This is a genomic window from Allorhizobium pseudoryzae (assembly GCF_011046245.1).
GTDB lineage: Bacteria > Pseudomonadota > Alphaproteobacteria > Rhizobiales > Rhizobiaceae > Neorhizobium > Neorhizobium pseudoryzae.
This window is the reverse complement of the sequence record NZ_CP049241.1, coordinates 1,775,155-1,798,773: the sequence shown is the minus strand read 5'-3', so window position 1 is coordinate 1,798,773 and position 23,619 is coordinate 1,775,155. Positions and strand designations below refer to the sequence as shown.

The following is a 23,619-nucleotide window of genomic DNA, read 5'->3' as shown; positions in this document are numbered from 1 at the left end:
ATCTTGCTCAGGCACTGACGGTATTGTGCAGGAAAGACAGAAGACGCTGTTCATCCACCCGCAGACCGGCCAGCTTCGCCTCGGCCTCCATCGGCTTTTCCAGCAGGCGCGCGAGCGGCTCGGGGTCGTCGGCCAGCGACAGGATGGCCGGATGGATATAGCTGTTGCGACAGACCGCCGGCGTGTTCTGCAACTCCTCGGATGCCGCGGTGGTCAGGAGCTTCACCTTGATCTTCTCCGAAGCCTCCAGCGTGCGCCGCGCGGCACAGAAGGCCGCCAGACTGCCGCCCCAGGTGCGGAAGGTCTTGGCCGAGATCGACAGCCCGGAAATCTCCGCCAGATAGGCATTCAGCCGGCCGGAATCCACCGGCCGCAGATGCCCCTCCTCGTCCGGCCAGGAAAACAGGCGGCGTCCGGGCAGATCGGCGATTTCCTCGAAGATCCGTTGAAGCCGGGGATGGCGGATCGTGTGCTGCACGCGTTTGCCGCCCTTGGCAGAGAATTTGAGGATCACGGCGTCGTCAGAGAGGGTCATGTGCCGTTTGAGAAGCGTCGTCGCGCCAAACGTCCGGTTTTCCCGCGCATAGGCCTCGTTGCCCACTCTCAGATGCGTCGCATCCATCAGCGCCACCAGCGCCGCCAGCACGGCGTCTGGCGTGTTGAGGCCGAGCGACAGATCGCGCTGCACGCGCCTGCGCATGCGCGGCAGGGCCTCGCCGAACCGCGTCAGCTGGTCGTATTTCAGCTCGCTGCGGAAGGACTGCCAGTCGGTGTGATAGCGATACTGCTTGCGCCCCCGCGCGTCGAAGCCGGTCGCCTGCAGGTGCCCGCGCGGATCAAGACAGATCCAGACATTCTCATAGGCGGGAGGCAGCCCCAGCCCGAGAATGCGTTTTTTCTCCGGCCCCTCGCAGACGAGGCTGCCATCCGGCATCCGGTAGCAGAAGCCCTTGCCGCGGCGCTGGCGGCGGATGCCCGGCACGCGATCGTTAACATAGGTCAGACCGATCTCGGCAAGCGTGGAAAGATCCGGATTGAGGGGTGAGGAAGATGCGTCCATGGCCGCAGAACGCAGAGGCAGCAGGCTTCGTTCCTAGGCCATCTCCTTGTGTCCGTCGCCGGACTGACGCTCGAACAAACGCCGCGGCCCCGTCAGCACCCAGCGGAAGCCTTCATCGCGATAATCGAGCTCGACAGTGCCGTTGAAGGAGGCTGCCGCGTGACGCTGGATGATGGTGGTGCCGAACCCCGTCGCAGTGGGCTCGGAGACGGGTGGCCCGCCGCGTTCTTCCCATTCGATGCGGAGGAGCCGCTCCTCCCCGTCGCCGGCAAGGTCGGTCCACTTTATGGTGACTTCTCCCTCCGGCACGGACAGTGCTCCGTATTTGACGGAGTTCGTCGCCAGTTCGTGCAGCACGAGGCCCAGATTTTGCACCGCCTCCGAACGCAGTGTGAAGTCCGGGCCGCTCACCCTCACCCGGTCCTTCGTCTCGGCAAAAGTTTCCATGTGCAGCGCAATCACCCGGTTGATCGGGACGCCGGCCCACTGCTCCTGCGCCAGCATCTCGATCGATTTGCCGAGGCCCTGCAGGCGCTCGCCGATCGCCCGCTGGAACTCGGGCATGCTGGTTTCCCGCCGGGCGAGCTGGCGCATCATCGCCTGGATCAGCGTCATGATGTTCTTCGTCCGGTGCACGAGTTCGTGCATGACCAGATGAATACGGTCCTCTGCCTCGCTGCGGTCGAAGGAAGCATTGGAGAGCGCAATCGAGATCTGGTTGGCCTCGGTGATCCGGGTCTCGATCGGAGCGACGATTTCCCCGCGACCGATGCGGTCCGCCATCTGGGCGATGGCGCGGATCGGTGACCTCAGCTGGCGGGCCACCAGATAGCTGATCGCGACGCTTCCGGCGAGAATGACGAGGCTGCCGATGACGAGCATGCGCCAGGCGGCAATGATGTTGCTCTGCGCAGCCGAAATCGGGCCCCACACAACGACTTTCCACGTCCATTCCGGAACGCCCGCATAACCATACATCAGGCGGGGCGTTCCCCCGACATCCTCGATGGTGCCGCTGGAACCCGTCATCAGTGCCAGCGTGTTCTCCCGAATGGGCGTCGGCTCTCCCGCCCAGGCATTGGTCGAGGTCACGACATGGCCGCGCTGGTCGAGGACGGCCACCGACCAGCCTTTCGGCAGCACATCCGTGCTGATCAGCCGCTGCAGATCCTCCGCATTCTGGGTCAGAACCAGTGCCGCACCGCTGCTCGACACTTCCGGCGGCAGCGGCATCAGCAGGTTGAAAACCCACCGTTTGCTGGAATTGCCAAAAAAGACGTTCGAGACCTCGATCCGGCCGGAGGTGAGAACGGAACGCAGTCCGTCCATGTTCGACATCTGCTGCAGGGGCTCGCCGTAGGAAAAGCGGGTATTCAGCTTCTGCGAACCGTCGGCGGCGGCAAGAAGGATGTAACGCGAAGACCCACGCAAGTTGTACTGGGTGCGCTCGTGAAATGCCCGCAGATCGCCCGACCGCAGCTCCGGAGAACTGGCCAGCAGGCGAAGTGTGGTGGCGGAATCCCTCAGTTCGCGATCGATCGCCCGGGCAATCACCCGCGCGTTTTCTTCCGTGTCGCGGTTCAGGCTGTCGCGCTGCTGCCCTTCCAGCCGCAGCATCAGAAACACCGAAAAGAGGATCAGCGGCAGCGCAGTAAGCACGGCAAGCGCGACAAGGTAAACGCCGAGAGATGCCGTGGGAAAGATGCGCGCAAAACGAGCCATCTAGTCGTCCCGTCTATCGGAACAGGGATCTCGCAAAGCGGCTCCGGCTGCCTTCATGGTTGTCGACTTCATCTCGCTTGGAACAGGAGTAACAATCGGCTTCTATCGGAAATCGCTTGTTCAACCAAGTCGAATAAGTACGTCCCGCCACCATAGCGCGCAGGCGCATCTTGATCGGGCACGAGCGCGGGTCACTCCGCCGTCCGATCCGAGGCAGGTTCCGGCGGTTTCTTGTGCGCCGTCGCGTCCTCGGAACCGGTGACAACCGTGGGCTTGGCGGAGGCGACGCCACTGGCGGAACGATCCGCCTGGCTGCCGGCGAACTGGCCTTTCGCATCCTTGCGAACCTCTGCCTCTGGCGTGGCATTCTTCTTGTTGTCAGCCATCTCGCAACTCCTCCCAAGATCCGACTCACGGTCGGATTTCATCAATGAAGTTTGCACGCCGGAGTTCCGGTTGGGAACCGACGGTCTTCTACCGGACGAAGAAGGGGTGCGACCAGCAGAATGGACAGGATAAAAACAGGAGCGAGGACAGGAAAAAGCTGGCCACCGCCTGCTGTCGATGCAGACGGTGGCCGGCTTCGTGACGCTCCAGGCGATCAATCTTCTTCCTGGAAGACCTCTTCGCGCTTGGCACGAATGCTGGGCAGCAGGACGACGACCAGAACGATGACCGCGATGGCCAGCAGCGTGGCGCTGATCGGCCGGGTAACGAAGGTCGACGGATCGCCGCGCGACAGGATCATGGCGCGGCGCAGGTTTTCCTCCAGCAGCGGTCCGAGCACGAAACCGAGCAGCAGGGGGGCCGGCTCGCAGCGCAGCTTGACCAGCACGTAGCCGATGAACCCGAAGAAGGCGACGGCATAGAGGTCATAGACGTTGGAATTGACGCTGTAGACCCCGATCGAGCAGAAAGCCATGATGATTGGGAAGAGCACGTAATACGGGATGGTCAGAAGCTTCACCCAGAGCCCGATCAGCGGCAGGTTCAAGACCACCAGCATCAGGTTGCCGATCCACATCGAGGCGATGATGCCCCAGAACAGCGCCGGCTGCTCGGTGGCGACGTTCGGACCGGGCACGATGCCCTGGATGATCATCGCGCCGACCATCAGCGCCATGACCGGATTGGCCGGGATGCCGAGGGTCAGAAGCGGGATGAACGAAGTTTGCGCACCGGCATTGTTGGCCGATTCCGGACCGGCGACACCCGCAACCGAACCCTTGCCGAACTCTTCCGGCGTCTTCGAGACGCGTTTTTCGACCGTGTAGGACGCAAAGGAGGCGAGGATGGCGCCACCGCCCGGCAGAATACCAAGGGCCGAGCCGATGATCGTGCCACGCAGCACCGGTGCCATCATCTGCTTGAAATCATCCTTCGTCGGAAGCAGCCCGGTCACCTTGGAAATCAGCACCGTCCGGTTCTTTTCCCCCTCAAGATTGCGCAGGATCTCTGCAATCCCGAAGACACCCACGGCAACGGCGACGAAGTTCAAGCCGTCGGAAAATTCGGTAATGCCGAGGTTGAAGCGCGGGGTGCCGGAATAGATGTCGGTGCCCACCAGTCCGAGAAGCAGGCCGAGCACCACCATGGCCAGCGCCTTGACGATGGAGCCGGAGGCAAGCGCAATCGATGAGACGAGGCCGACCACCATCAGCGAGAAGTATTCGGCGGCACCGAATTGCAGTGCGATCTTGGTGAGCGGCGGCGCGAAAATCGCCACCAGGAAGGTCGAAACCGTGCCGGCGAAGAAGGAGCCGAGTGCGGCAATGGCAAGCGCGGCACCCGCCCTTCCCTTGCGGGCCATCTGGTAACCGTCGATGGCGGTGACCGCGGACGAGCTTTCGCCCGGCATATTGATGAGGATGGCCGTGGTGGAGCCGCCATACTGGGCACCGTAATAGATGCCGGCCAGCATGATGAGCGACGACACCGGCTCAAGCTGGAAGGTGATCGGCAAAAGCATGGCAATCGTCGCCGTGGCGCCGATGCCGGGAAGCACGCCGATCAGGGTGCCGAGCAGAACACCGATGAGGCAGAAAAACAGGTTCTCGATCGAGGAGGCGGTGGAGAAACCGAGCGCGAGGTTGCTGAACAGATCCATGTCTTCCTCCTAGAAACCGAGCCAGGGGCCAAATGTGCGGAACGGCAGTCCCAGGCCATACGTGAAAACCAGGAGCGAGAAGACCGTCAGGGCAGCGGACAGCACCAGGGCCATGAGTGGTTTCATCCGGGCTGATGCAAAGGATGCGACAAACGCGGCCAGGAACAGCGCGGGAACGAAGCCAAGCCCCTGCACGGTGAAACCGAAGAAGATCGGCGCTGGCAGAATGAAGATCAGCCCGCGCCAGGCGATAGTGCCGATCGCTTCGTGTTCGACCTTGAAGGCATGGAAGACGATCGTCGCCCCAAGCACGATCAGCACGCAGGACAGGACGAGCGGGAAATAGCCCGGTCCCATACGGAACGTGGTGCCGAGATCTAGATCCAGTGACTGGAGAGCAAAGAACAGGCCGAGACCGACAAACAGTGCGCCGCAAAGCGCATTGGTGTGATCAATGCGAATGGATTTCATGGGTTCCCCCCGGAAGAAAAGAGAAGAAGACGCGGTCCCTCACCGCGCGACGTGGCCGTAGAGACGTCACGTGTCAGGCTCGACAATCGCCCGGCAAACAGGCACCGGGCGATTGGAGGATTGGCCGTTGATCGACGGTTCGCCGATCAGTCGGCGTACTGGCCGGCAGCCTGGATAACCGGCTTCCAGCGCGCGATTTCGCCTTCCAGCTTGGTCTTCAGCGCAGCCGGAGTGGCATCAGCCTCAGGCGACGGAGAGGTGCCGAGCTCGGCAAAGCGGGCCACGACGTTCGGATCCTTGAGCGCCACCTGGAGCGACTTCGACAGACGCTCGGTCACCTCAGCCGGGGTGCCCTTCGGTGCATAAATGCCGTGCCAGATACCGACTTCGAAGCCCGACAGACCGGCTTCCACCGCCGTCGGCACGTCCTTCATCACGTCGAGGCGCTTCGGCGAGGTCACGGCATAGGCCTTGATCGTACCGCCTTGGATCTGCTTCGTCGTATTGGTGGTCTGGTCGCACATGATATCGACCTGGCCGCCGAGAAGATCGGTCATCGCCGGGCCGGTGCCCTTGTAAGGCACGGTCACGAGCGGGGTCTGGATCGCGCTCATGAACAGCATGCCGCAGAGATGCGAGGCCGCGCCGATACCGGCATTGGCCACCGTCACCTTGTCCTTGTTGGCCTTGGCGTAGTCGATCAGGCCCTTCAGGTCCTTGGCTTCCATGTCCTTGCGGGCAACGATCGTCATCGGCACGTCGGTGACGAGACCGACATATTCGAACGCGTTCAGCGTGTCATAGGCAAGTTTGCGGTAAAGCGTGGCGCTGGTTGCCATGCCGATGTGATGAAGCAGCAACGTATAACCGTCGCCCTGCGCATTGGCGACGCGTCCGGCACCGAGCGTACCGCCCGCACCGCCGACGTTTTCGATGATGATCTGCTGGCCGAGATCCTTCGACATGGATTCAGCGACAAGACGGGCAACCGTATCCGTCGGGCCACCGGCCGAGAACGGCACGACCATGGTGATCGAGCGCTCGGGATAACCGGCCGCGGCCGAGATCGTGGACGAGAGGGCGACGGCAGCAAAAGCGGTCGCGCGGGCAAGAGCCTTGAAGAATTTCATCGACATCCTCCTCAGATGAAACCAAGCCAGTCGCCGCGGCTCCTCCCGGGCGACCTGGTGGCTTCATCTGCATCTTCCAGAGGAGATTGCGCAACGGCGCCAGACACGCAACTGCCGCATCCATGCCTGTTTTGCGCCGCATCATGGGTGGAAATCGAAACATTGCCATTTTGGCGCGGGTGGAATTCCACCCATTCCCATTTCTGGGATCTAGTCCTCAAGTTCGCGTAAACTCTCCGGCGAGAGCAGCTTCTTGTCGAGGCCGTATTTCTGCATCTTCTCGTACAGTGTCTTCCGGCTGATTCCGAGCTGTTCATAGACGGGTTTCAAGGCCCCGCCATGCGCTGCGATGGCACTTGCCAGGATGTTGCGCTCGAAGGCGGCGACACGATCGGACAGCCGCCCGCTGTCCGGTTTGACAAGCGCGCCACCATCTCCGGGACGCATGTCGAGCCCGAGCACCAGCCGGTCGGCGGCATTGCGCAGTTCGCGCACATTGCCCGGCCAATCCTTCTGCGCCACCGAGGCCACCACCTCCTGCGGCACGTCGATGTCCTCGCGGCCATACCGCGCGCAGGCCTCACGCACCAACTGCAGGAAGAGGAGCGGGATATCCGGCCGGCGCTGCGCAAGTGACGGGACCCTCAGCGTCGCGACTTCCAACCGGTAGAACAGATCGGCACGGAACCGTCCCGCCGCCACCTCAGCTTCGAGATCGACCTTGCTCGTCGCAATGAACCGGACATCGAGCCCGACCGTCTCGTTGGAGCCGAGCCGCGTGATGACCCGCTCCTGCAGTACGCGCAGGAATTTTGCCTGCAGATCGACGGGCATCGAACTGATCTCGTCGAGCAGGATGGTGCCGCCGCGACCATGTTCGAACTTGCCATAGCGCGGTCGAAGCGCGCCTGGAAAGGCGCCAGCCTCGTGGCCGAAGAGCTCGCTTTCGATCAGCGTTTCGGGAAGGGCGGCACAGTTGATGGCGATGAAGGGGCGATTGGCACGTGGGCTCACATCGTGCAGCGCGCGCGCCACGACCTCCTTGCCGACGCCCGTATCGCCGATCACCAGCGTATCGGCATCCGTCGCACCGATGGCGCGGATCTGGTAGCGCAGATCCACCATGCCCTGCGTGCGGCCCGGCAGGCGCGATTCCAGATCGTCGCGCTTGCCGGCGACCGCCCTCAGTCGGCGGTTTTCCAGCACCAGCCCGCGGCGATCCATGGCCCTGCGGATCACGCCGGCCAGATGCGGCGTGGTAAAGGGCTTTTCGATGAAATCATAGGCGCCTTCGCGCATGGCCTTCACGGCTAGTTGCACGTCGCCATGACCGGTCACGAGGATCACGGGGATCTCCGCGTCCAGTTCGCGGATGTGCTGCATCAGCGTCATGCCGTCGATGCCGGGCATGCGGATATCGCTGACGACGACACCGTCGAAGGCATAGCCGATGAGTTCCAGCACCTGGTCGGCACTCGCCAGCGTCTGCACGGAAAGGCCGGACAGTTCGAGGGCCTGCGCGGTGGAGCGGCGTAGCTCCTCCTCGTCATCCACCAACAGTACTCTTTGCATGCCTACTCCGCCGCCTGTCCGATCGCTCCGGAGGCCGCCTGCAACGTGATCACGAAGACGGCGCCGCCGTCCGGATGATCGCTGACGCTGAGGCTGCCGCCGAAATCCTTGACGATATTATAGGAGATCGAGAGGCCGAGCCCCAGCCCCTTGCCCACACCTTTCGTGGTGAAAAAGGGATCGAAGATACGCTCGCGGATCGACGGCGGCACACCCGGCCCGTGATCGCGGATCAGGATCGAAACTCTGTCCGCCTCCTGCCGGACGGAGAGGATGATCTCGCGGTCCTCCAGCCCCTCGACGGCATCCGCCGCATTGGTCAGAATATTGACCAGCACCTGCTGCAGGCGCACCAGACCCGCCTCGACCACGGGCGACGGCATCTCCATGTCGATGGTGACCGTGGCCTCGGCGGCTTTCAGCCGGGCGGCGACGATTTCCATCGTGTCGCGGATCACCTCATCCAGCACCACCGGCCCGAGTTTTTCGTTCGGCTTGCGGGCGAAGTTGCGCAAGTGCCGGGAGATCGAGGCCATGCGGTCGATCAGCGCCGAGATCCGGCGGATATTGTCGTTCGCCTCGTCCAGCCGCCCCCGCTCGATCAGCACGGCGGCGCTGTCGGTATAAGTTTTCGCGGCGGCAAGCGGCTGGTTGAACTCGTGCGACAGCGCCGCCGACATCTGGCCGAGACCGGCCAGTTTGCCGGCCTGGATCAGATCCGCCTGGGTCTGGCGCAACTGCTGCTCGGTGAGGCGCCGTTCGGCAACCTCCTCCTCGATCCGCTGGTTGACCCGGGCGAGGTCGGCGGTGCGTTCCTCGACGCGCCGCTCCAGCTCCACCTGGGCGGAGGCCTGCATCTGGAGACGTTCGGCCAGCCGCGCGCGCCGTTGCATGAGGATCGCCAATCCCAGCCCCGCAAGGCAGAGCAGCAGCAGGCCCGCCACCGTCACCGTCTGCGCCTGGGCACGGGCAGAGGCGGTGTCGATCAGAACGTTGACCGTCCAGCCGGCCTCCGGCATCAGTTGCGAACGGACGAGATACTCCAGCACCCCAGCACGTTCCGAAACGGTCATCAGGCGGTGCCCGGCCTCGGTCCGCTCCGTGATCGGCAACTCGCTCAGCCTTGCATCGGAATAGCGGCGCGAGGCTTCCGTGCGGGCCAGTCGCTCGGGCGTCAGCGGCAGAATGGCGCGGTAAAGCCATTGAGCCGTGCCGGTCATGAAGATGATGCCTTCGGGATCGGACACGAAGATTCGGGCATCCCCACCCACCCACGACGCTTCGATGACGTCGGTATCCACCTTGAAGACGATGACGCCGAGGATCTTGCCGCCGATCTCGATCGGAGAGGAGAAATAATAGCCGCGCTTCGCCGAGGTCGTCCCGAGAGCGTAGAACCGCGACTGGGCACCTGCCGCGGCCTCGTGAAAGTAAGGCCGGTAGCTGAAATTCTGGCCGATGAAGCTGGTCGGCAGGTCATAGTTGCTGGCGGCGATCGTCTCGCCGTCCATCGTCATCATGTAGATGTCGGAAGACTTCAAGAGCGCATTGATGCTGCTTAAGTAGAGATTGGTGTCGTGGCGCAGGATCGGATCCTTGGGAGACTGGATCAGCGCCTCGATGGCCGGCTGGTCGGCAATCAGCGCCGGCAGTGGCTCGAAACGCCTCAGATGCCCCTCCAGCGCGGAGACGGCCAGCCGCAGGGTCGTGCCGCCCTGGTTCGCCGCCTCGTCCAGGTAGCGGCGCAGGATCACGTCGCCGCCGTGGAGCGCGAAGGTCACCCCGATCACCAGGAAACTGGCAAGAGCCAGCAGAAACCGCTTCGTCAAACACAGGTCCTCCCCACCGGGATACCAGTTCAACCCATCTTGTCGCAGGTGGCAAGCCTGACCCTTCCTGCCATGCGGCAATAACTCTTCATTCACCATGCCATCGGCTGATCCGGCGCCGTTTAGAAGCTGAAAGGATGCAACCTCTATGGATGAGGACACAACCCGTCCATGATGGAACAAGCGCATGTGTGGTTTTGCCGGCTTTGTCAGCACTAAAATCCGCCCCGCGGAGGCAAGCGGTCTGCTCCACCGCATGGGCGAGGCCATCCATCATCGCGGGCCGGACGAACGCGGCGTCTGGCTGGAAGGCGATGTCGGGCTGTCGCATGTCAGGCTGTCGATCGTCGGCCTGTGCGACGGACAGCAGCCGATGACCAGCGCAGACAGCGGCCTCTCGATCGTCTTCAACGGCGAGATCTTCAACTATGTGGAGCTGCGCGAACAGCTGAAAGCGAGGGGCCGTCGTTTTGCGACGGGCAGCGATACGGAGGTGATCCTCGCGCTCTACGAGATGCATGGCGATGATTGCCTCGCCCACATGAACGGCGATTTTGCCTTCGCATTGTGGGACGCTCGCAAACGCCGCATGCTGCTGGCACGCGACCGGATGGGCGTGCGCCCGTTGTTCTATACCCGAACCGCCGGCGGCGGCTTGGGTTTTGCCTCGGAGGTCAAGGCCCTGCTGGAACTGCCGGGCGTGACAGCGGAACTCGATCCTCTCGCCCTCGACCAGATCTTCACCGTCTGGGCGCCGCTCGCGCCGCGCACGATGTTCAAGGACGTCGCGGAACTGGAACCCGGCCACCGGATGGTGTTCGAGAAGGGTCGGCTCGACATTCGCCCCTACTGGCAACTCGATTTTCCCGACGAAGGCGAGGAACCGCCGCGGCGCGAGGACGAGGCGCGCGAGGAGGTGCTGGCGTTGCTCACCGATGCCGTGCGGCTGCGCATGCGCGCCGATGTGCCCGTCGGCGCCTATCTGTCCGGCGGGCTTGATTCCTCGCTCGTCTGCGCGCTTGCAGCCCCCATGGCAGCGGGCGGGCTCAACACCTTTTCCGTCACCTTTGACAGCGCCGAACATGACGAGAGCGCCTTCCAGCGCGCGGTTGCCGAAGCGCTTGCGACCCATCACCACGCCGCGGCCTGCGGACCGGATGACATTGCGCGCGTCTTCCCGCAGGTCGTGCGCTTTGCCGAGCGCCCCGTGCTGCGCACCGCCCCGGCCCCGCTCTATTCCCTGGCGGAACGGGTGCGTGAGAATGGCATGAAGGTGGTGCTGACCGGCGAAGGTGCCGACGAGGTGTTCGGCGGTTACGATATTTTCAAGGAGGCGAAACTGCGCCGTTTCTGCGCACGGCAGCCGCATTCGCACCGCAGGCCGCTTTTGTTTCGCAGGCTCTACCCCTATCTGCCCGGACTGCAGACCCAGACGCCGGATTATCTCGCGGCTTTCTTCGGCATCCGGCAGGACAGCCTCGATGATCCGCTCCACTCGCACAGGCCACGGCTGCGCAGCACGGCGGGCACCAAACTCTTCTACTCGGCGGCACTGGCCGCAGATCTGAAGGGCTACGACGCCGCCGACGATCTCGTCTCGCGCCTGCCCGAAAGGTTCCGCCGCTGGCACCCGCTGCACCAGGCGCAATATCTGGAAAGCCGCTTCCTGCTGCCCGGCTATATCCTCTCCAGCCAGGGCGACCGCATGGCCATGGCCCATGGGGTGGAGGGGCGTTTCCCGTATCTCGATCACCGGCTGGTGGAGCTCGCCTGCCGCCTGCCACCGGCCCTCAAGGTAAAGGGGCTGACGGAAAAACACATCCTGCGCGAGGTTGCCCGCGATCTCCTGCCGCCGGTCGTCGGCAATCGGCCGAAGCAACCCTATCGGGCGCCGGACAGCGCCTCCTTTCTCGGAAGCCAGGGTATACGGCTTCTAGACAGTCACATGACCGAAAAGGCGATCGCTGCCGCCGGCCTGTTCGAACCGCGCGCCGTGGAAAAACTCGTCCGCAAGGCCCGCACGCAGCCGCTCACCGGCTTTCGCGACAACGCCGCCTTTGTCGGTATTCTGTCGACGCAGATCTGGCTCGATACATTTTCGACCGGGTCTACGACAGCGCCGCAACCCGTTTAATCGGCGCGCTGCCGGGATCAAAAATCGCCTGCCCGTGGTTCTGTCTTTGTAAACATGACCGAAGGAGAATGTCTCATGGCCAATGCCAGTTCGAAACACATGGGACCCGGAGCACAGGGCAAGCAGAGCGGAACGGGCGCGATGACCGATATCGACAAGGACAAGCTTCCCGACAACATGGTGCTCTCCAACCGCGACAAGGCACAGCATTCCAAAGAGCGCGGCCTGGATGGCAAGATGGTGCAGAACGACCAGTACCAGGATCACGAAGCCAACCATCTCGACCCTTAGGGTCGAAATCAGCAAAGCCTCATATATCAGGCATTTCCGGTGCCTGGCGGTTGCAAATGGATCTGAGAGGCGTAGTCTCTACCTATCGTCGGCTCATGGATCGGGGCGCCGGCGGCTGGAAGACGTAAGAACTTCCGCCCTCCTGATGAGGAGGTGAATATGAAGCCTGATACGACGGACATCATATTGGAACCGCAGGACCTCGATGTCTTGCAGGCATGTTTCGATGCCGTACGCCGCAAAAGCGGACTTATCAACGACGAGGTCTTGGCCGCGACCATTGCGGCCCGGATGATCGAGCTCTACCAGACCGGTATCCGCGACCCGCGGGAACTGAGCGAGCGGGTCATGCTGTAACCCGGCCACGGAAACGATGGATCAGAACACCAGACCGCCGGCCTTGTCGGCGATCTTTATCGTTCGAAGTCCAGCGGTCGGTCAGCGTCTGGCTTGCAGGTCGCGCTCGTCCCGCATGAGATAGAGACGCGTCACCGTATCGATTTGCTCTTCCAGCCAGTTCGCCATGGCAATCTCCTGCGCCAGGATCTGCTCGAAAACCTGTCTCGCCTCCTGGTCGCCGAGCTCGTCGGCGGCGGCGATGAGAACCTTGTAGGTCGCGATTTCCGTATGTTCGAACGCATAGGCGGCCATGCTGGCCTTCACCACCTCCGCTGCCGAAAATAAAGTGCCCACGCCTTGCGCCGCCGCCGACAGACGGCTGGTGATATCCTTGAGCGCAGAATGTCCCTGCGGCGTCCTGTCCAGCAAGGCCTTCAGCGCCCGTTCCTGCTCTTCCGTTTCACCAAGGTGCTGATGCAGGCGCGCCTTGAGATCCGGATAGCTTTCGATACGCCCGATCTGGCTGCGCAGTTGGCTGATCGCCTGCACCTCCATCGCATGCGCATCGCGCAGCCAGGCGAGAAAATGATCGGCGGAATGGGTCATGTCGTGCGCCTCCTTCGACCTCTTGTTCCATGGCAACCCTGGTCGAACGTGCCCGCGGCATGCAGGTTCCCCTTGGTCTGGAGACTGGAAGAATGGGGAACGTTTGCGGTTCAGGGATGTTGGTGAGGTAAGAACAGGGAGTTACCGATGACCTCACCGAGGGAACCAAGCGAACAGCCACCCATGCCGTCACCCGTCTGGGCACCCGAACCGCCGATCACGGAGCCCGAACCCGACAGACTGCCGGACGAGACCCCGACGCCCAACCCGGACGAGACACGCGAACCGCCCATGCAGGCGATAGCGACCGGCTGACCGCCGGAACCGGCGGGCAAGTTGAACGTTCTGGCTTTCATCCTATTCGATGAGGGGTGGAACGCGTGGATATGCAGGTTTACGAAACAGCCGCGACAGCAAGAACAGACCGATCGCCGATCATCAAGCCCGGCCGAAACAGCTGGCGGATGGCGCGCGCCGACAAGGCCGCCTTTCTGATCGACGGCGCGGCCTACTATCGTCGATTGGACCAGGTGCTTGCGACCGCGCGCCGCTCGATCCTGATCGTCGGCTGGGATTTTAATCCCGACCTGCGCCTCAAGCCGGAAGATCCGGACGCCCCGACGCTTGGCGAGATCCTGCGCCGGCGGGTGGAATCCGAGAGCGAGCTTTTCGTGCATATCCTTGTGTGGGGCATGGGACCCATCTATTCCGGCAAGAGCCTGAGGCTGTTCAAGAAGAGTGGTTGGTGCGACCACCCGCGCATCCGGCTGGAGTTCGATTTCCGCCATCCCGTCCGCGCCAGCCACCATCAGAAAATGGTCTGCGTCGATGATGCCGTCGCATTTCTCGGTGGTATCGACCTCACGGCCCGGCGGTGGGACGACCGCCAGCACGCGCTTCAGAATGACCTGCGCTGCTCGCCGGACGGTACCTGCTACGGACCTGTGCACGACATCCAGTCCATCGTGGCCGGTGATGCGGCACGCCTGGTGGGCGATGCCTGTCGCAAGCGCTGGAAAGCTGCGACCAAGGAAGTCCTGGGCGGCGTGGCGGTCGAGGGCGAGAGCGCCCTCTGGCCGCATGATCTGACTCCGCAATTGGTGGACTGCCCCTGCGCCCTGGCGCTGACCGAGCCGGTGCGATGGAACGGTCGCCGCGGCCGCCGGGAGGCGGTTCAGCTGACGCATGATGCCCTGCGGGCGGCCGAAAAACACATCTACATCGAATCCCAATACCTCGCCTCCTTCAGCATTGCCCGGACGATCCTGGAACGGCTGCAGGAGAAGAACGGACCGGAGATCGTCATCCTGGTTACCCAGGAATCGCACGGTTTCCTGGAAAAGGTTATGATGGGCAGCAACCGCAACCGGTTGATCCGCCGCCTGAAACGCCAGGATCGTCATGGCCGTCTGCAGATCTATTTCGCCGTCAACGGCGATGAGACCGGCACCCAGCGCGAGATCGTCGTCCACGCCAAGCTGATCATCATCGATGACCGCTTCGTGCGGGTCGGTTCTTCCAACCTCAACAACCGCTCGGAAGGCCTCGACACCGAATCCGACCTCGCCTTCGAACCGGTGACCGGTGCTGGCCGTAAAGCGCTGCTTGACCTTCGCCACGACCTGCTGGCGGAGCATCTGGCAACGACACCGGAGGCGATTGCCGCCTCGATGGCAGAAACCGGCTCGCTGATCCGCACGATCGAGCGCTTCAACACGCGCCCGCGTGGTCTGCGGGCCTTTTCGATCGACCTGCTGAAGGGGGAGACGGAATCGATTCCCGGCACGTCGCTTGCCGATCCGCGCCGGCCTTTTTGGCCCTACTGGCAGCTCAGGATCGGGATCCGCTGGGCAATGTCACGCCTGACGCGAAGCTTCCTGTAGCGGCATCGGCGGCTGCCGGCGGAAATAGGCTTCGCTGATCAAAAGCAGCGGCACACCGATCATCAGCGGAATGAAGTAATAGAGCACACGAAAGGCGACCAGCGCACCGATGGAGGCGCTGGCCGGCAGCAGCACCAGCATGGTCGCCTCCAGAACCCCAAGCCCACCCGGTACATGGCTGAGCATGGCGGCAATCGTTGCCGTCACATAGGCCGAGGCGACCTGCAGGTAGCCGACATCGGTAAACGTCGTCAGCAACTGGTCCAGCGCACCGGCAACACAGCCGAAGTTGACGGTTCCGACGGCGATCTGCGCCAGGCACATGGGCGTTGTCGGCATCTCCATCCTAAACGAACGGAATTTCAGCGGTGGTCGTCCCCAGATCGAGCAGATCACATAGGCCACCGGATAGGCGAGGAAGGCGAGACCAAGCCAGAACCGGGCTTCCGGTCCAAGCTGCAGCATGGTCTCCCCTGTCGGCGGCATCAGGAGGAGGGTGATGCCTGCCAGCATGCTGAGACCGAGCAGAACCGTTGCACCACAGAACAGGATGACCTTCGCCACCTCGTCCGGCGTTAGACCCCAGCGCGTGTAGAACCGGTAGCGCACGGCACCGCTGGAGAGTGCCGCGCCCCCGACATTGTGTCCGATCGACAGCGCCGTGAAAGAGGCGAGCGCGGCACGCGGATAGGCCTGCGGCTTGCCCACGTAACGCAGCGCCAGGAAATCGAAGCCGGACAGACAGGCATAGGAGGCGATGACGAAGAGCGCCGCCGTGACGAGCCGCAAACCCGGGATCATCGCGAGCGACGTCTGCACTTCGTCCAGACTGTATCGGCTGAGACTGCGATAGACGAGCACGATCGCCACGCAGATGATAATGGCAATGCCGACCCTGATGATAAGTCGCGTCACGAGCGCTCCCGATGGTAATGAGCCGGTTGACCGGCTGCTGGTCATGTTCTGATCATCGAGGGAACGAATGTTGAGGATAAGGGGTTCCCACGCTCATGACCGAACTTAGCTCTCCTACGGTCTCGCCCGACGGGCGGACCATCCGCATTCTCAGCTACAACGTTCACAGTTGTGTGGGCACCGACCGCAAACTTGATGTTGGCCGTGTGGCCGACATGATTGCGGCGCTCGAGCCGGACGTCATCGGCCTGCAGGAGCTGGATGTTGGCCGGCGGCGCAGCGGCGGTGTGGACCAGGCGGAGGAAATTGCGCGTCGGCTGAAGATGGACTTTCACTTCCACCCTGCCCTGAAGCTGGAGGAGGAGCTGTATGGCGATGCCCTGCTCACCGCCTTTCCGATGCGGCTTGTGAAATCCGCCGCCCTGCCTTCGATCGGCGAGCCGCGCGGCGCGCTGTGGACGATGATCGAGGTGGCTGGAAAAAAGCTCCAGGTGTTCAACACGCATCTCGGTCTCCTGCGGCGCGACCGCCTGCGGCAGGCTGCGGCACTGACGGGAGAAGACTGGCTGACCCATCCGGAGCTTGAGGGCAAGCCGGTGGTCCTGATCGGCGATTTCAACTCCATCCCCTCGTCGGCACCATACCGGATGATCCTGGAACGGCTGTCTGATGCGAGGCGACAGACGGGGCGTCTGGCCGCCCCCACTTTTCCCGCGCGCTGGCCAATTCTAAGGCTGGATCATGTCTTTGTCGGCGGTGGCCCGCAGATCGTCAATGCCGAGGCGGTTTCGACGCCGGCGGCGCGCCGCGCGTCCGATCATCTGCCTCTGCTGGTCACCGTTAAACTCTAAGCCGGCGCAGGATGCCTACGCCGGCCGTTTCTGCTTCGCGGTCGAATGGCCCCGCCCTCAGTGGCCGCTGCCCTTGTTGTGTTCGCTCTCCTGGTTCACCCTGCGCACGATCGAGGCGTCGTCATGGAGGGAAACCTCGGCCACGCGCGGATTGATGCTTGCATCACCTTCCCGGAAGGCCTCGCGCGCCTGAGGGGTGCGGTCGAGATCGGCACGCGCATCAAAATCCGGCGACGCGTTGCTGGTGTCGATCCGCTTTTCGATAATGTTGCGCTGCTGCTGGTGTGTCTTGTTGCCTTGCATTGTGTCCTCCAGGCTAATGCTTCGAAACGAACTTGTTGAAGCGGCTGGTCTTCCCGTCCTTGGTCTCGTCCTGATACAGGAAAGCCAGATCGTTCTCGTCGAAGATGGAAAAGAAATCCTCCCATTCGATGGCTTCCAGATTGTCCTCCGGCTTGCCGAAATCGACACGAAGGATACCGCCTTCCTTGGCGCCCTTGACGCGTGATGGATGGCCGCCGCGCTCTTCGATCCAGCGTTTGATGGTCTTGTGGTCCGTCGTTTCAACGGCTTCGCTCATGGCCGTCCTCCTTTCTCTCTGAAGGTCGAACCACGCCACGGCAACGAAGGTTCCGAATTTCCGGCGAAGGATTGGAACGATCGCGATCCCCTCATGTTGAGCTCTCGTTGTCAGCCTGTGCCAATGCAGCGACAGCGTCCTAGAACCTCCCCGCCTTGGCGTCTCCTGCCCTCAGGAGGCGCCCTTTCTTTGTGCTGTGACAATCAGCCTGCTACTCTATATTCGGCTGCGGCAATCGCCCTCATTGTGCATTGCACGCCGATCGCCGATTTGTCTTTCATCAAGGTTTCGGCTGCGGCCGGAACGGCAAGAGAAAGCGAGTGCGCCATGTTCGAGAGTTTCGACGCCACGATCCTGGCCCGGATCCAGTTCGCCTTCACGGTGTCCTTCCACATCATTTTTCCAGCCTTCTCGATTGGTCTCGCCAGTTACCTGGCGGTTCTGGAGGGCCTGCATCTGTGGACGAAGAAGCCGGTCTACATCGAGCTTTTCGATTTCTGGAAAACCATCTTCGCACTCGCCTTCGGCATGGGTGTCGTCTCGGGCATCGTGATGTCCTACCAGTTCGGCACCAACTGGAGCGTCTTTTCCGACAAGGCCGGTCCGGTGATCGGCCCGCTGATGGGTTACGAAGTGCTGTCCGCCTTCTTCCTCGAAGCCGGCTTCCTCGGTGTCATGCTGTTCGGCCGCAAGCGCGTCGGCCCCGGCCTGCACTTCTTCGCGACCCTGATGGTGGCCTTCGGCACGCTGATGTCGGCCACCTGGATCCTCTCGGTGAATTCCTGGATGCAGACGCCGGCCGGTTTTGCCATGAACGATGTCGGCCAGTTCGTGCCGACCGACTGGTGGGCGGTAATCTTCAACCCGTCCTTCCCCTATCGGTTCACGCATATGGTGCTGGCCGCCTATCTGACGACCGCGCTCGTAGTAGGGGCCGTGGGAGGCTATCACCTGCTGCGCCGCACCGCGCCGCTTCGCGCCGGCACGATGTTTTCGATGGCGATGGGCATGATCACGGTGGTCGCGCCGCTGCAGATCGCCGCCGGTGACGCGCACGGTCTCAACACGCTGGAACACCAGCCGGTCAAGGTGATGGCCATGGAGGGCCATTTCGACAGCCATCCGGATGGTGCGCCGCTGATCCTCTTCGGCATCCCGAACAGCGAAGAGAAGCGGGTCGATTATGCCATCGAGGTGCCGAAGCTTTCGAGTCTCATCCTGAAGCATGATCTGAACGCGCCGCTCAATGGGCTGAACACCGTGCCGGACGAGCTGGAGCCGCCGGTCGAGATCGTCTTCTTCTCCTTCCGCGTCATGGTGGCGCTTGGCTTTGCCATGCTGGGGCTCGGCCTCTGGAGCCTGTACTGTCGGTTCAAAGGCACTCTCTACCGCAGCGAATGGCTGCACCGCTTTGCCGTCGTCATGGGACCGGCCGGCTTCATCGCCGTCCTGGCCGGGTGGATCACCACCGAAGTCGGCCGCCAGCCCTACACCGTCTACGGGCACCTGCTGACGGCACAATCCATCTCGCCGATCTCGGCGCCCGCCGTCGCCTCGTCGCTGATCGCCTTCGTCATCGTCTATTTCCTCGTCTTCGGCGCCGGCACCTTCTACATCCTGCGCCTGATGGGCCGCTTGCCGCGGGATCCGCACGGCCATCTGGGGCTTGGCCCGATCCGCACCGCGGGCATCACGCCGGCACCCGGCCTTCCCGACAGTCCGGGCGGCGCCCATAACCACGGCAGCCATGGAGGTGCCCATCATGGAGCTTGATCTTCCCTTCATCTGGGCGGCTCTCATCGCCTTTGCGGTTCTCGCCTATGTGGTGCTGGACGGTTTCGATCTCGGCATCGGCATTCTCTTTCCCTTCTTTCGGGAAAAGGCCGACCGGGACGTGATGATGAATTCGGTGGCGCCGGTCTGGGATGGCAACGAAACCTGGCTGGTGCTGGGCGGCGGCGGTCTGCTCGCCGTCTTTCCGCTCGCTTATGCGACGATCCTGCCCGCGCTTTATGCGCCGATCATCGCCATGCTTCTGGCGCTGATCTTTCGCGGCGTGGCCTTCGAATATCGCTGGCGCAGCAAGAAAGCCGAGCGGTTGTGGGACTGGGCCTTTGCCGGCGGATCAAGCGTCGCAGCCCTGATGCAGGGCATTTCACTTGGCGCGCTGGTGCAGGGCATCGACGTCCAGAACCGTGTCTATGCCGGCGGCTGGTGGGACTGGCTGACGCCGTTTTCCCTGTTGACCGGCCTTGCCCTGCTGGTGGGTTATGCACTGCTCGGCGCCACCTGGCTTGTGATGCGCACCACGGGCGAACTCGCCGAGCGCGCACGCCATTACGCGCTGCTGGCTGCCGTCGCAACGATTGCCGCCATGGGCGCCGTCAGCCTCTGGACGCCCTTCCTGAAGCCCGACTATCTGGATCGCTGGTTCCGCTATCCAACTGCGCTTTACACGGTGATGGTACCGTTGATGGTGATCGGCTGCTTCCTCGTCATCATCAACGGGCTGCAGAACAAGCGCGACACGCGCCCCTTCCTCGCCTCGCTCGGCCTTTTCCTGATTGCCTATATCGGCATCGGCATCAGCTTCTATCCCTATATCGTGCCGACCTCGGTGACGATCTGGGAGGCCGCCGGGCCGGATGAAAGCCTGCTCTTCCTGCTGATCGGCGCCGCCGTGCTGATCCCGGCGATCCTCGCCTATACCGCCTATGCCTATTGGGTGTTCCGCGGCAAGATCGACCCGGAGGAAGGGTATCACTGATGGTCCCGACCAAGGTCCGGCAGATCGGCTGGTTCGTCCTGCTCTGGTGCGCCGGCGTTGCCGCCGTGGGCGTCGTCGGCCTCATCATCAAGATCTGGCTCGGCGCCTGACAGAGAGGTCATAGTGCTCAGCGCCGTGTCAGCGCCACGAGATACCGGGCGCTGACGTCGGACGGATTGAAGAACACACAAGGCTGCGGCGCGCCGAGCTCCAGACAGTCGCCGGCCGAGAGTTCGTGCACGACCTCGCCTTCGGTAAAATCAAGCCGGCCTTCGAGCAGCAGGATCTGCTGGCGCTGGAAGGCAAAGGCCGAGGCCGGATAGGGAACACGCACACCGGCGGGAAGCGTCACCTCGATCAGTTCCAGCCCGCCGCCATTCGCCGGCGAGACGGCCCGGCGCGTATAACCGGTTTCCGGATCGGTCCAGACCGGCTGGTCGGCCGCCCGCGCCAGTCGCTCCTCCGCCCGTTCCGCGAGCGCCAACAGTACGGAGAGCGGCAGGCCGAAAGCGCCCGACAGGCGGCCGAGCACGGTGGCCGTCGGGCTCGCCTCGCAGCGCTCGACCTTGCTGATCATCGCCTTCGACACGCCGGAACGCTCGGCAAGTTCCGAGAGCGACCAGCCACGGCTCTCCCGTTCCAGCCGAAGGCGGGCAGCAATGGCGTCAGCAATGATATCCATTCTTGCAATTCCTCAAAATCGTCTCCTATAGTAGACGAAATGCAGCCTATAAGAAACAGCATCGGCTCGCATCATTTAACCGGCAGAACCGGAGAGGAACAATGCGCCAGATCCATTTCAACGCTTTCGACATGAACTGTGTCGGCCACATCCAGCACGGGCTCTGGGCGCATCCGCGCGACCAGTCGCACCGCTTCAACGAGATCGGCTACTGGATGGACTATGCGAAGCGTCTGGAGGCGGGCCTGTTCGACGGCATCTTTCTGGCCGACGTGGTGGGCGTGAACGATGTTCTGGGCGGCTCCCCGGATGCCGCGATCCGTGGTGCGGTGCAGGTTCCGGTCAACGACCCGATGATGCTGGTGCCGGCCATGGCGGCGGTGACGACCCATCTCGGCTTCGGGGTGACCGCCAACCTCACCTACGATCCGCCCTTCCTGTTTGCCCGGCGCATGTCCACCCTCGACCATCTGACCGGTGGCCGTATCGGCTGGAACATCGTCACCGGTTATCTCGACAGCGCCGCGAAAGCCATCGGTCTCGACGCGCAGGCCGCCCATGACGACCGCTATGATCTGGCTGACGAATATATGGAAGTCGTCTACCGGCTGTGGGAGGAAAGCTGGGCGGATGATGCGGTCGTGCTGGATCGAGCAAACCACCTCTATGCCGATCCCGCCCGCGTGCGGAAAATCAGCCACGCCGGCAAGCAGTACCGGCTGAACGCCATGCACCTGTCCTCTCCCTCGCCGCAGCGCACGCCGGTGCTCTATCAGGCCGGCTCCTCCACCCGTGGCCGGCAATTCGCCGCCACCCATGCCGAATGCGTCTTCGTCAACGGCCAGAAAATCGAAGGCGTGAAGGGGATCGTGGATGACATCCATGCCAAAGCGGTGAACTATGGCCGTCAGGCAGAGGATATCAAGGTCTTTATGGGCGCAACCATCGTCACGGGGAAAACCGAAGCGGAAGCCCGCGAGAAATTCGAGGATTATCGCCGTTACGTCAGTTCCGAGGCGGCGCTGGTGCATGCCGCCGCCTCGCTCGGCATCGATTTTGCGAAATACGATCTCGATGAGCCGATCGAGACCGGCAAAAGCAATGCCATCGTCTCGAATGTGGAGGCGGTCACCCGCAGCGCCGGCCCGCAATGGACGAAACGCAAGCTTTTGGAGCAGATGGTGCTCGGCAGCCGCCAGGCCCCGATGATCGGCTCGGCGGAACAGATCGCCGATCAGCTGGCAACCTGGAGCCGGGAGGCCGGCATCGACGGCTTCAACCTGTCGCGCACGGTCGTGCCGGAATGCTTCGACGATATCATTTCCCTCGTCATCCCGATACTGCAGGAGCGCGGGCTCTACAAGACGGCGTACACCGACGGACCGCTGCGCCAGAAGCTGTTCGGCTCGCCGCGTCTGCCCGACCGCCACATCGCCGCCGGCTTCCGGCAGAAAGCGGGCTAAGTGACGGAGGATAGAAGCAAGGATACCGGTAAATGGCAGATGCTCGGTTGGCTGTGCCTCGCCGTCGTTCTGTCGCTGTCGTCCTGGTTTTCCGCCACCGCCGTGGCACCGGACATGATCCGCGATCTCTCGCTGCAACCGGGTGCCGGCGCCTGGCTGACGAACGCCGTCCAGCTGGGTTTCGTCACCGGCGCGCTCCTCTCCAGCCTCGTCAACCTGCCGGACATCGTGCGGATGAACCGGCTCGCCGCCGCATCGGCAGCGCTGGCCGGACTGGCCAATGCCGCGCTTCTGCTCGAACCGGGTCTGGGGGGCGCCGTCGCCTGCCGCTTCGTCACCGGTTTTGCGCTCGCCGGCGTCTATCCCCCGGCGATGAAACTCGCCGCCACCTGGTTCCAGAAGGGGCGTGGCCTGGCGCTGGGTTTCGTAATTGGCGCGCTGACAGCAGGATCGTCCCTGCCCCATCTCTTCCGGGCACTCACTGCCACGCTTGACTGGAAGGTGGTCGTGACGCTCGCGGCCCTCTCCGCCCTTCTCGGCGCCGGCCTGTTTCTCCTGGTGGTGCGGGAGGGTCCTTTCCCCTTCTCGCGCGCCATGTTCGATCCGCGCCAGATCGGACAGGTGTTCCGCAACCGCAGTCTGATGCTGGTGAATGCCGGCTATCTCGGCCACATGTGGGAGCTTTATGCGCTCTGGGCCTGGCTGCTCGCCTATCTTGCCGCCTCGCCCACCGCCTTCAGCGGCAATGTCGCGGGCGTCGGCTCGCTCGCCACCTTCGCAGCCCTCACCGCCGGCGTCATCGGCTGCATTGCAGGCGGCATCCTCTCCGATCGCTTCGGGCGCGCCGTGACGACCGCCGGCATGATGATCGCGTCGGGCACCTGCGCTGTGCTGGTCGGTTTCGTCTTCGACGGACCGGTGATCCTGCTGATGCTCGTCGTCATTCTCTGGGGCATGACGGTGATCGGCGATTCCGCCCAGTTTTCCGCCGCCGCGACGGAACTCTCCGACCAGCATCTGGTCGGCACCGCACTCTCCCTGCAGATGGGGCTCGGCTTTGCGTTGACCACCGTCAGCATCTGGCTGATGCCGCAACTCGCGGAGCTGATGGGCAGCTGGCGCTGGTGTTTTCTCTTCCTCGCGCCCGGCCCCTTCCTCGGGGCCTGGGCCATGCTGCATCTGCGGCGCAGCGGACGGCTGTCCTGACGGTGCAAAAG

General features: G+C 63.1%; 24 protein-coding genes. 11 read left to right on the top strand and 13 right to left on the bottom strand.

The genetic code is table 11. The features are described 5' to 3' along the window. Positions 1–7: 7 nt before the first annotated feature. The 8 genes from G6N78_RS08675 to G6N78_RS08640 form a co-directional block, all read right to left on the bottom strand. Entirely contained in the window at positions 8–1,060 is a 1,053-nt protein-coding gene (locus tag G6N78_RS08675; protein WP_165217475.1) for a DNA topoisomerase IB, read from the bottom strand. A 33-nt stretch (positions 1,061–1,093) separates the two neighbouring features. Continuing rightward, positions 1,094–2,782 (bottom strand): sensor histidine kinase, encoded by a 1,689-nt coding sequence (locus tag G6N78_RS08670; protein ID WP_165217473.1) that lies wholly within the window; start codon positions 2,780–2,782, stop codon positions 1,094–1,096. 191 nt (positions 2,783–2,973) lie between these two features. Next, positions 2,974–3,168, bottom strand: coding sequence for a hypothetical protein (locus G6N78_RS08665; protein WP_165217472.1), 195 nt, complete (start codon positions 3,166–3,168; stop codon positions 2,974–2,976). A 215-nt stretch (positions 3,169–3,383) separates the two neighbouring features. Then, complete coding sequence (locus G6N78_RS08660) at positions 3,384–4,889, bottom strand: tripartite tricarboxylate transporter permease (protein ID WP_165217470.1); 1,506 nt, start codon at positions 4,887–4,889, stop codon at positions 3,384–3,386. Between the two features lie 9 nt (positions 4,890–4,898). After that, positions 4,899–5,360 (bottom strand): tripartite tricarboxylate transporter TctB family protein, encoded by a 462-nt coding sequence (locus G6N78_RS08655; RefSeq protein WP_165217468.1) that lies wholly within the window; start codon positions 5,358–5,360, stop codon positions 4,899–4,901. A gap of 146 nt (positions 5,361–5,506) precedes the next feature. Continuing rightward, complete coding sequence (locus G6N78_RS08650) at positions 5,507–6,490, bottom strand: tripartite tricarboxylate transporter substrate-binding protein (RefSeq protein WP_165217466.1); 984 nt, start codon at positions 6,488–6,490, stop codon at positions 5,507–5,509. A 210-nt stretch (positions 6,491–6,700) separates the two neighbouring features. Next, positions 6,701–8,062: a sigma-54-dependent transcriptional regulator gene (locus G6N78_RS08645; protein WP_165217464.1), complete on the bottom strand. Its 1,362-nt coding sequence runs from the start codon at positions 8,060–8,062 to the stop codon at positions 6,701–6,703. Between the two features lie 2 nt (positions 8,063–8,064). Next, positions 8,065–9,891: a sensor histidine kinase gene (locus tag G6N78_RS08640; protein WP_370691500.1), complete on the bottom strand. Its 1,827-nt coding sequence runs from the start codon at positions 9,889–9,891 to the stop codon at positions 8,065–8,067. 187 nt (positions 9,892–10,078) lie between these two features. Between G6N78_RS08640 and asnB the strand changes: the two genes are divergently transcribed. From asnB to G6N78_RS08625, 3 genes are all read left to right on the top strand, one after another. After that, complete coding sequence (asnB, locus tag G6N78_RS08635) at positions 10,079–12,025, top strand: asparagine synthase (glutamine-hydrolyzing) (protein ID WP_165217461.1); 1,947 nt, start codon at positions 10,079–10,081, stop codon at positions 12,023–12,025. 75 nt (positions 12,026–12,100) lie between these two features. After that, the gene (locus G6N78_RS08630; RefSeq protein WP_165217459.1) at positions 12,101–12,316 is read left to right on the top strand and encodes a hypothetical protein; all 216 of its coding nucleotides are present in this window, start codon (positions 12,101–12,103) and stop codon (positions 12,314–12,316) included. 159 nt (positions 12,317–12,475) lie between these two features. After that, on the top strand, positions 12,476–12,673 hold the full coding sequence (locus G6N78_RS08625; RefSeq protein WP_165217457.1) for a hypothetical protein: 198 nt from the start codon (positions 12,476–12,478) through the stop codon (positions 12,671–12,673). 81 nt (positions 12,674–12,754) lie between these two features. On the opposite strand, the gene G6N78_RS08620 is transcribed toward G6N78_RS08625, so the two are convergent. Further along, positions 12,755–13,261, bottom strand: a complete 507-nt coding sequence (locus G6N78_RS08620) for a ferritin-like domain-containing protein (RefSeq protein ID WP_165217456.1) — start codon at positions 13,259–13,261, stop codon at positions 12,755–12,757. A 147-nt stretch (positions 13,262–13,408) separates the two neighbouring features. Between G6N78_RS08620 and G6N78_RS08615 the strand changes: the two genes are divergently transcribed. Together G6N78_RS08615 and G6N78_RS08610 are read left to right on the top strand one after the other, a co-directional pair. Beyond that, the gene (locus G6N78_RS08615) at positions 13,409–13,576 is read left to right on the top strand and encodes a hypothetical protein (RefSeq protein ID WP_165217454.1); all 168 of its coding nucleotides are present in this window, start codon (positions 13,409–13,411) and stop codon (positions 13,574–13,576) included. Between the two features lie 71 nt (positions 13,577–13,647). After that, a complete protein-coding gene (locus G6N78_RS08610) occupies positions 13,648–15,144 on the top strand; it encodes a phospholipase D-like domain-containing protein (RefSeq protein WP_165221530.1) in 1,497 nt (498 codons plus the stop codon). Here G6N78_RS08610 and G6N78_RS08605 read toward each other — a convergent pair. Next, positions 15,118–16,059, bottom strand: a complete 942-nt coding sequence (locus G6N78_RS08605) for a putative bifunctional lysylphosphatidylglycerol flippase/synthetase (RefSeq protein WP_234905917.1) — start codon at positions 16,057–16,059, stop codon at positions 15,118–15,120. The two genes, G6N78_RS08610 and G6N78_RS08605, sit on opposite strands and share 27 nt — an antisense overlap. 95 nt (positions 16,060–16,154) lie before the next feature. On the opposite strand from G6N78_RS08605, the gene G6N78_RS08600 reads away from it, so the two are divergent. Then, positions 16,155–16,910, top strand: a complete 756-nt coding sequence (locus tag G6N78_RS08600) for an endonuclease/exonuclease/phosphatase family protein (protein ID WP_165217452.1) — start codon at positions 16,155–16,157, stop codon at positions 16,908–16,910. Between the two features lie 57 nt (positions 16,911–16,967). On the opposite strand, the gene G6N78_RS08595 is transcribed toward G6N78_RS08600, so the two are convergent. Both G6N78_RS08595 and G6N78_RS08590 read right to left on the bottom strand, forming a co-directional pair. Beyond that, complete coding sequence (locus tag G6N78_RS08595; RefSeq protein ID WP_165217450.1) at positions 16,968–17,213, bottom strand: hypothetical protein; 246 nt, start codon at positions 17,211–17,213, stop codon at positions 16,968–16,970. A gap of 13 nt (positions 17,214–17,226) precedes the next feature. Then, a complete protein-coding gene (locus tag G6N78_RS08590) occupies positions 17,227–17,490 on the bottom strand; it encodes a hypothetical protein (RefSeq protein WP_165217448.1) in 264 nt (87 codons plus the stop codon). 327 nt (positions 17,491–17,817) lie between these two features. Here G6N78_RS08590 and G6N78_RS08585 point away from each other — a divergent pair, with 327 nt between their 5' ends. Genes G6N78_RS08585 through G6N78_RS26030 form a run of 3 tightly spaced genes read left to right on the top strand, consistent with a single transcriptional unit; the run spans position 17,818 to position 20,367 of the window. After that, positions 17,818–19,263 carry a cytochrome ubiquinol oxidase subunit I gene (locus tag G6N78_RS08585; RefSeq protein WP_165217446.1) on the top strand — a complete coding sequence of 482 codons (1,446 nt, stop codon included), beginning with the start codon at positions 17,818–17,820 and terminating at the stop codon, positions 19,261–19,263. Further along, positions 19,253–20,257 carry a cytochrome d ubiquinol oxidase subunit II gene (cydB, locus tag G6N78_RS08580; RefSeq protein ID WP_165217444.1) on the top strand — a complete coding sequence of 335 codons (1,005 nt, stop codon included), beginning with the start codon at positions 19,253–19,255 and terminating at the stop codon, positions 20,255–20,257. Before G6N78_RS08585 ends, cydB begins: the two co-directional genes overlap by 11 nt. Beyond that, a complete protein-coding gene (locus tag G6N78_RS26030; protein ID WP_370691499.1) occupies positions 20,257–20,367 on the top strand; it encodes a DUF2474 family protein in 111 nt (36 codons plus the stop codon). The genes cydB and G6N78_RS26030 overlap by 1 nt, the downstream gene beginning before the upstream one ends. A 17-nt stretch (positions 20,368–20,384) precedes the next feature. On the opposite strand, the gene G6N78_RS08575 is transcribed toward G6N78_RS26030, so the two are convergent. After that, complete coding sequence (locus tag G6N78_RS08575) at positions 20,385–20,939, bottom strand: helix-turn-helix domain-containing protein (RefSeq protein WP_165217442.1); 555 nt, start codon at positions 20,937–20,939, stop codon at positions 20,385–20,387. 101 nt (positions 20,940–21,040) lie between these two features. Here G6N78_RS08575 and G6N78_RS08570 point away from each other — a divergent pair, with 101 nt between their 5' ends. Together G6N78_RS08570 and G6N78_RS08565 are read left to right on the top strand one after the other, a co-directional pair. Beyond that, positions 21,041–22,402: an LLM class flavin-dependent oxidoreductase gene (locus tag G6N78_RS08570; protein ID WP_165217440.1), complete on the top strand. Its 1,362-nt coding sequence runs from the start codon at positions 21,041–21,043 to the stop codon at positions 22,400–22,402. Further along, positions 22,403–23,608: an MFS transporter gene (locus G6N78_RS08565; protein WP_234905916.1), complete on the top strand. Its 1,206-nt coding sequence runs from the start codon at positions 22,403–22,405 to the stop codon at positions 23,606–23,608. Positions 23,609–23,619: the final 11 nt, after the last annotated feature.

Coding starts and splice junctions, on each gene's coding strand:
- asnB (WP_165217461.1), top strand. CDS start 10,079: ATGTGTGGTTTTGCCGGCTTTGTCAGCACTAAAATCCGCCCCGCGGAG.
- G6N78_RS08600 (WP_165217452.1), top strand. CDS start 16,155: ATGACCGAACTTAGCTCTCCTACGGTCTCGCCCGACGGGCGGACCATC.
- G6N78_RS08650 (WP_165217466.1), bottom strand. CDS start 6,490: ATGAAATTCTTCAAGGCTCTTGCCCGCGCGACCGCTTTTGCTGCCGTC.
- G6N78_RS08590 (WP_165217448.1), bottom strand. CDS start 17,490: ATGAGCGAAGCCGTTGAAACGACGGACCACAAGACCATCAAACGCTGG.
- G6N78_RS08615 (WP_165217454.1), top strand. CDS start 13,409: ATGACCTCACCGAGGGAACCAAGCGAACAGCCACCCATGCCGTCACCC.
- G6N78_RS26030 (WP_370691499.1), top strand. CDS start 20,257: ATGGTCCCGACCAAGGTCCGGCAGATCGGCTGGTTCGTCCTGCTCTGG.
- G6N78_RS08655 (WP_165217468.1), bottom strand. CDS start 5,360: ATGAAATCCATTCGCATTGATCACACCAATGCGCTTTGCGGCGCACTG.
- G6N78_RS08620 (WP_165217456.1), bottom strand. CDS start 13,261: ATGACCCATTCCGCCGATCATTTTCTCGCCTGGCTGCGCGATGCGCAT.
- G6N78_RS08585 (WP_165217446.1), top strand. CDS start 17,818: ATGTTCGAGAGTTTCGACGCCACGATCCTGGCCCGGATCCAGTTCGCC.
- G6N78_RS08645 (WP_165217464.1), bottom strand. CDS start 8,062: ATGCAAAGAGTACTGTTGGTGGATGACGAGGAGGAGCTACGCCGCTCC.
- G6N78_RS08665 (WP_165217472.1), bottom strand. CDS start 3,168: ATGGCTGACAACAAGAAGAATGCCACGCCAGAGGCAGAGGTTCGCAAG.
- G6N78_RS08670 (WP_165217473.1), bottom strand. CDS start 2,782: ATGGCTCGTTTTGCGCGCATCTTTCCCACGGCATCTCTCGGCGTTTAC.
- G6N78_RS08660 (WP_165217470.1), bottom strand. CDS start 4,889: ATGGATCTGTTCAGCAACCTCGCGCTCGGTTTCTCCACCGCCTCCTCG.
- cydB (WP_165217444.1), top strand. CDS start 19,253: ATGGAGCTTGATCTTCCCTTCATCTGGGCGGCTCTCATCGCCTTTGCG.
- G6N78_RS08625 (WP_165217457.1), top strand. CDS start 12,476: ATGAAGCCTGATACGACGGACATCATATTGGAACCGCAGGACCTCGAT.
- G6N78_RS08610 (WP_165221530.1), top strand. CDS start 13,648: ATGCAGGTTTACGAAACAGCCGCGACAGCAAGAACAGACCGATCGCCG.
- G6N78_RS08675 (WP_165217475.1), bottom strand. CDS start 1,060: ATGGACGCATCTTCCTCACCCCTCAATCCGGATCTTTCCACGCTTGCC.
- G6N78_RS08570 (WP_165217440.1), top strand. CDS start 21,041: ATGCGCCAGATCCATTTCAACGCTTTCGACATGAACTGTGTCGGCCAC.
- G6N78_RS08630 (WP_165217459.1), top strand. CDS start 12,101: ATGGCCAATGCCAGTTCGAAACACATGGGACCCGGAGCACAGGGCAAG.
- G6N78_RS08595 (WP_165217450.1), bottom strand. CDS start 17,213: ATGCAAGGCAACAAGACACACCAGCAGCAGCGCAACATTATCGAAAAG.
- G6N78_RS08575 (WP_165217442.1), bottom strand. CDS start 20,939: ATGGATATCATTGCTGACGCCATTGCTGCCCGCCTTCGGCTGGAACGG.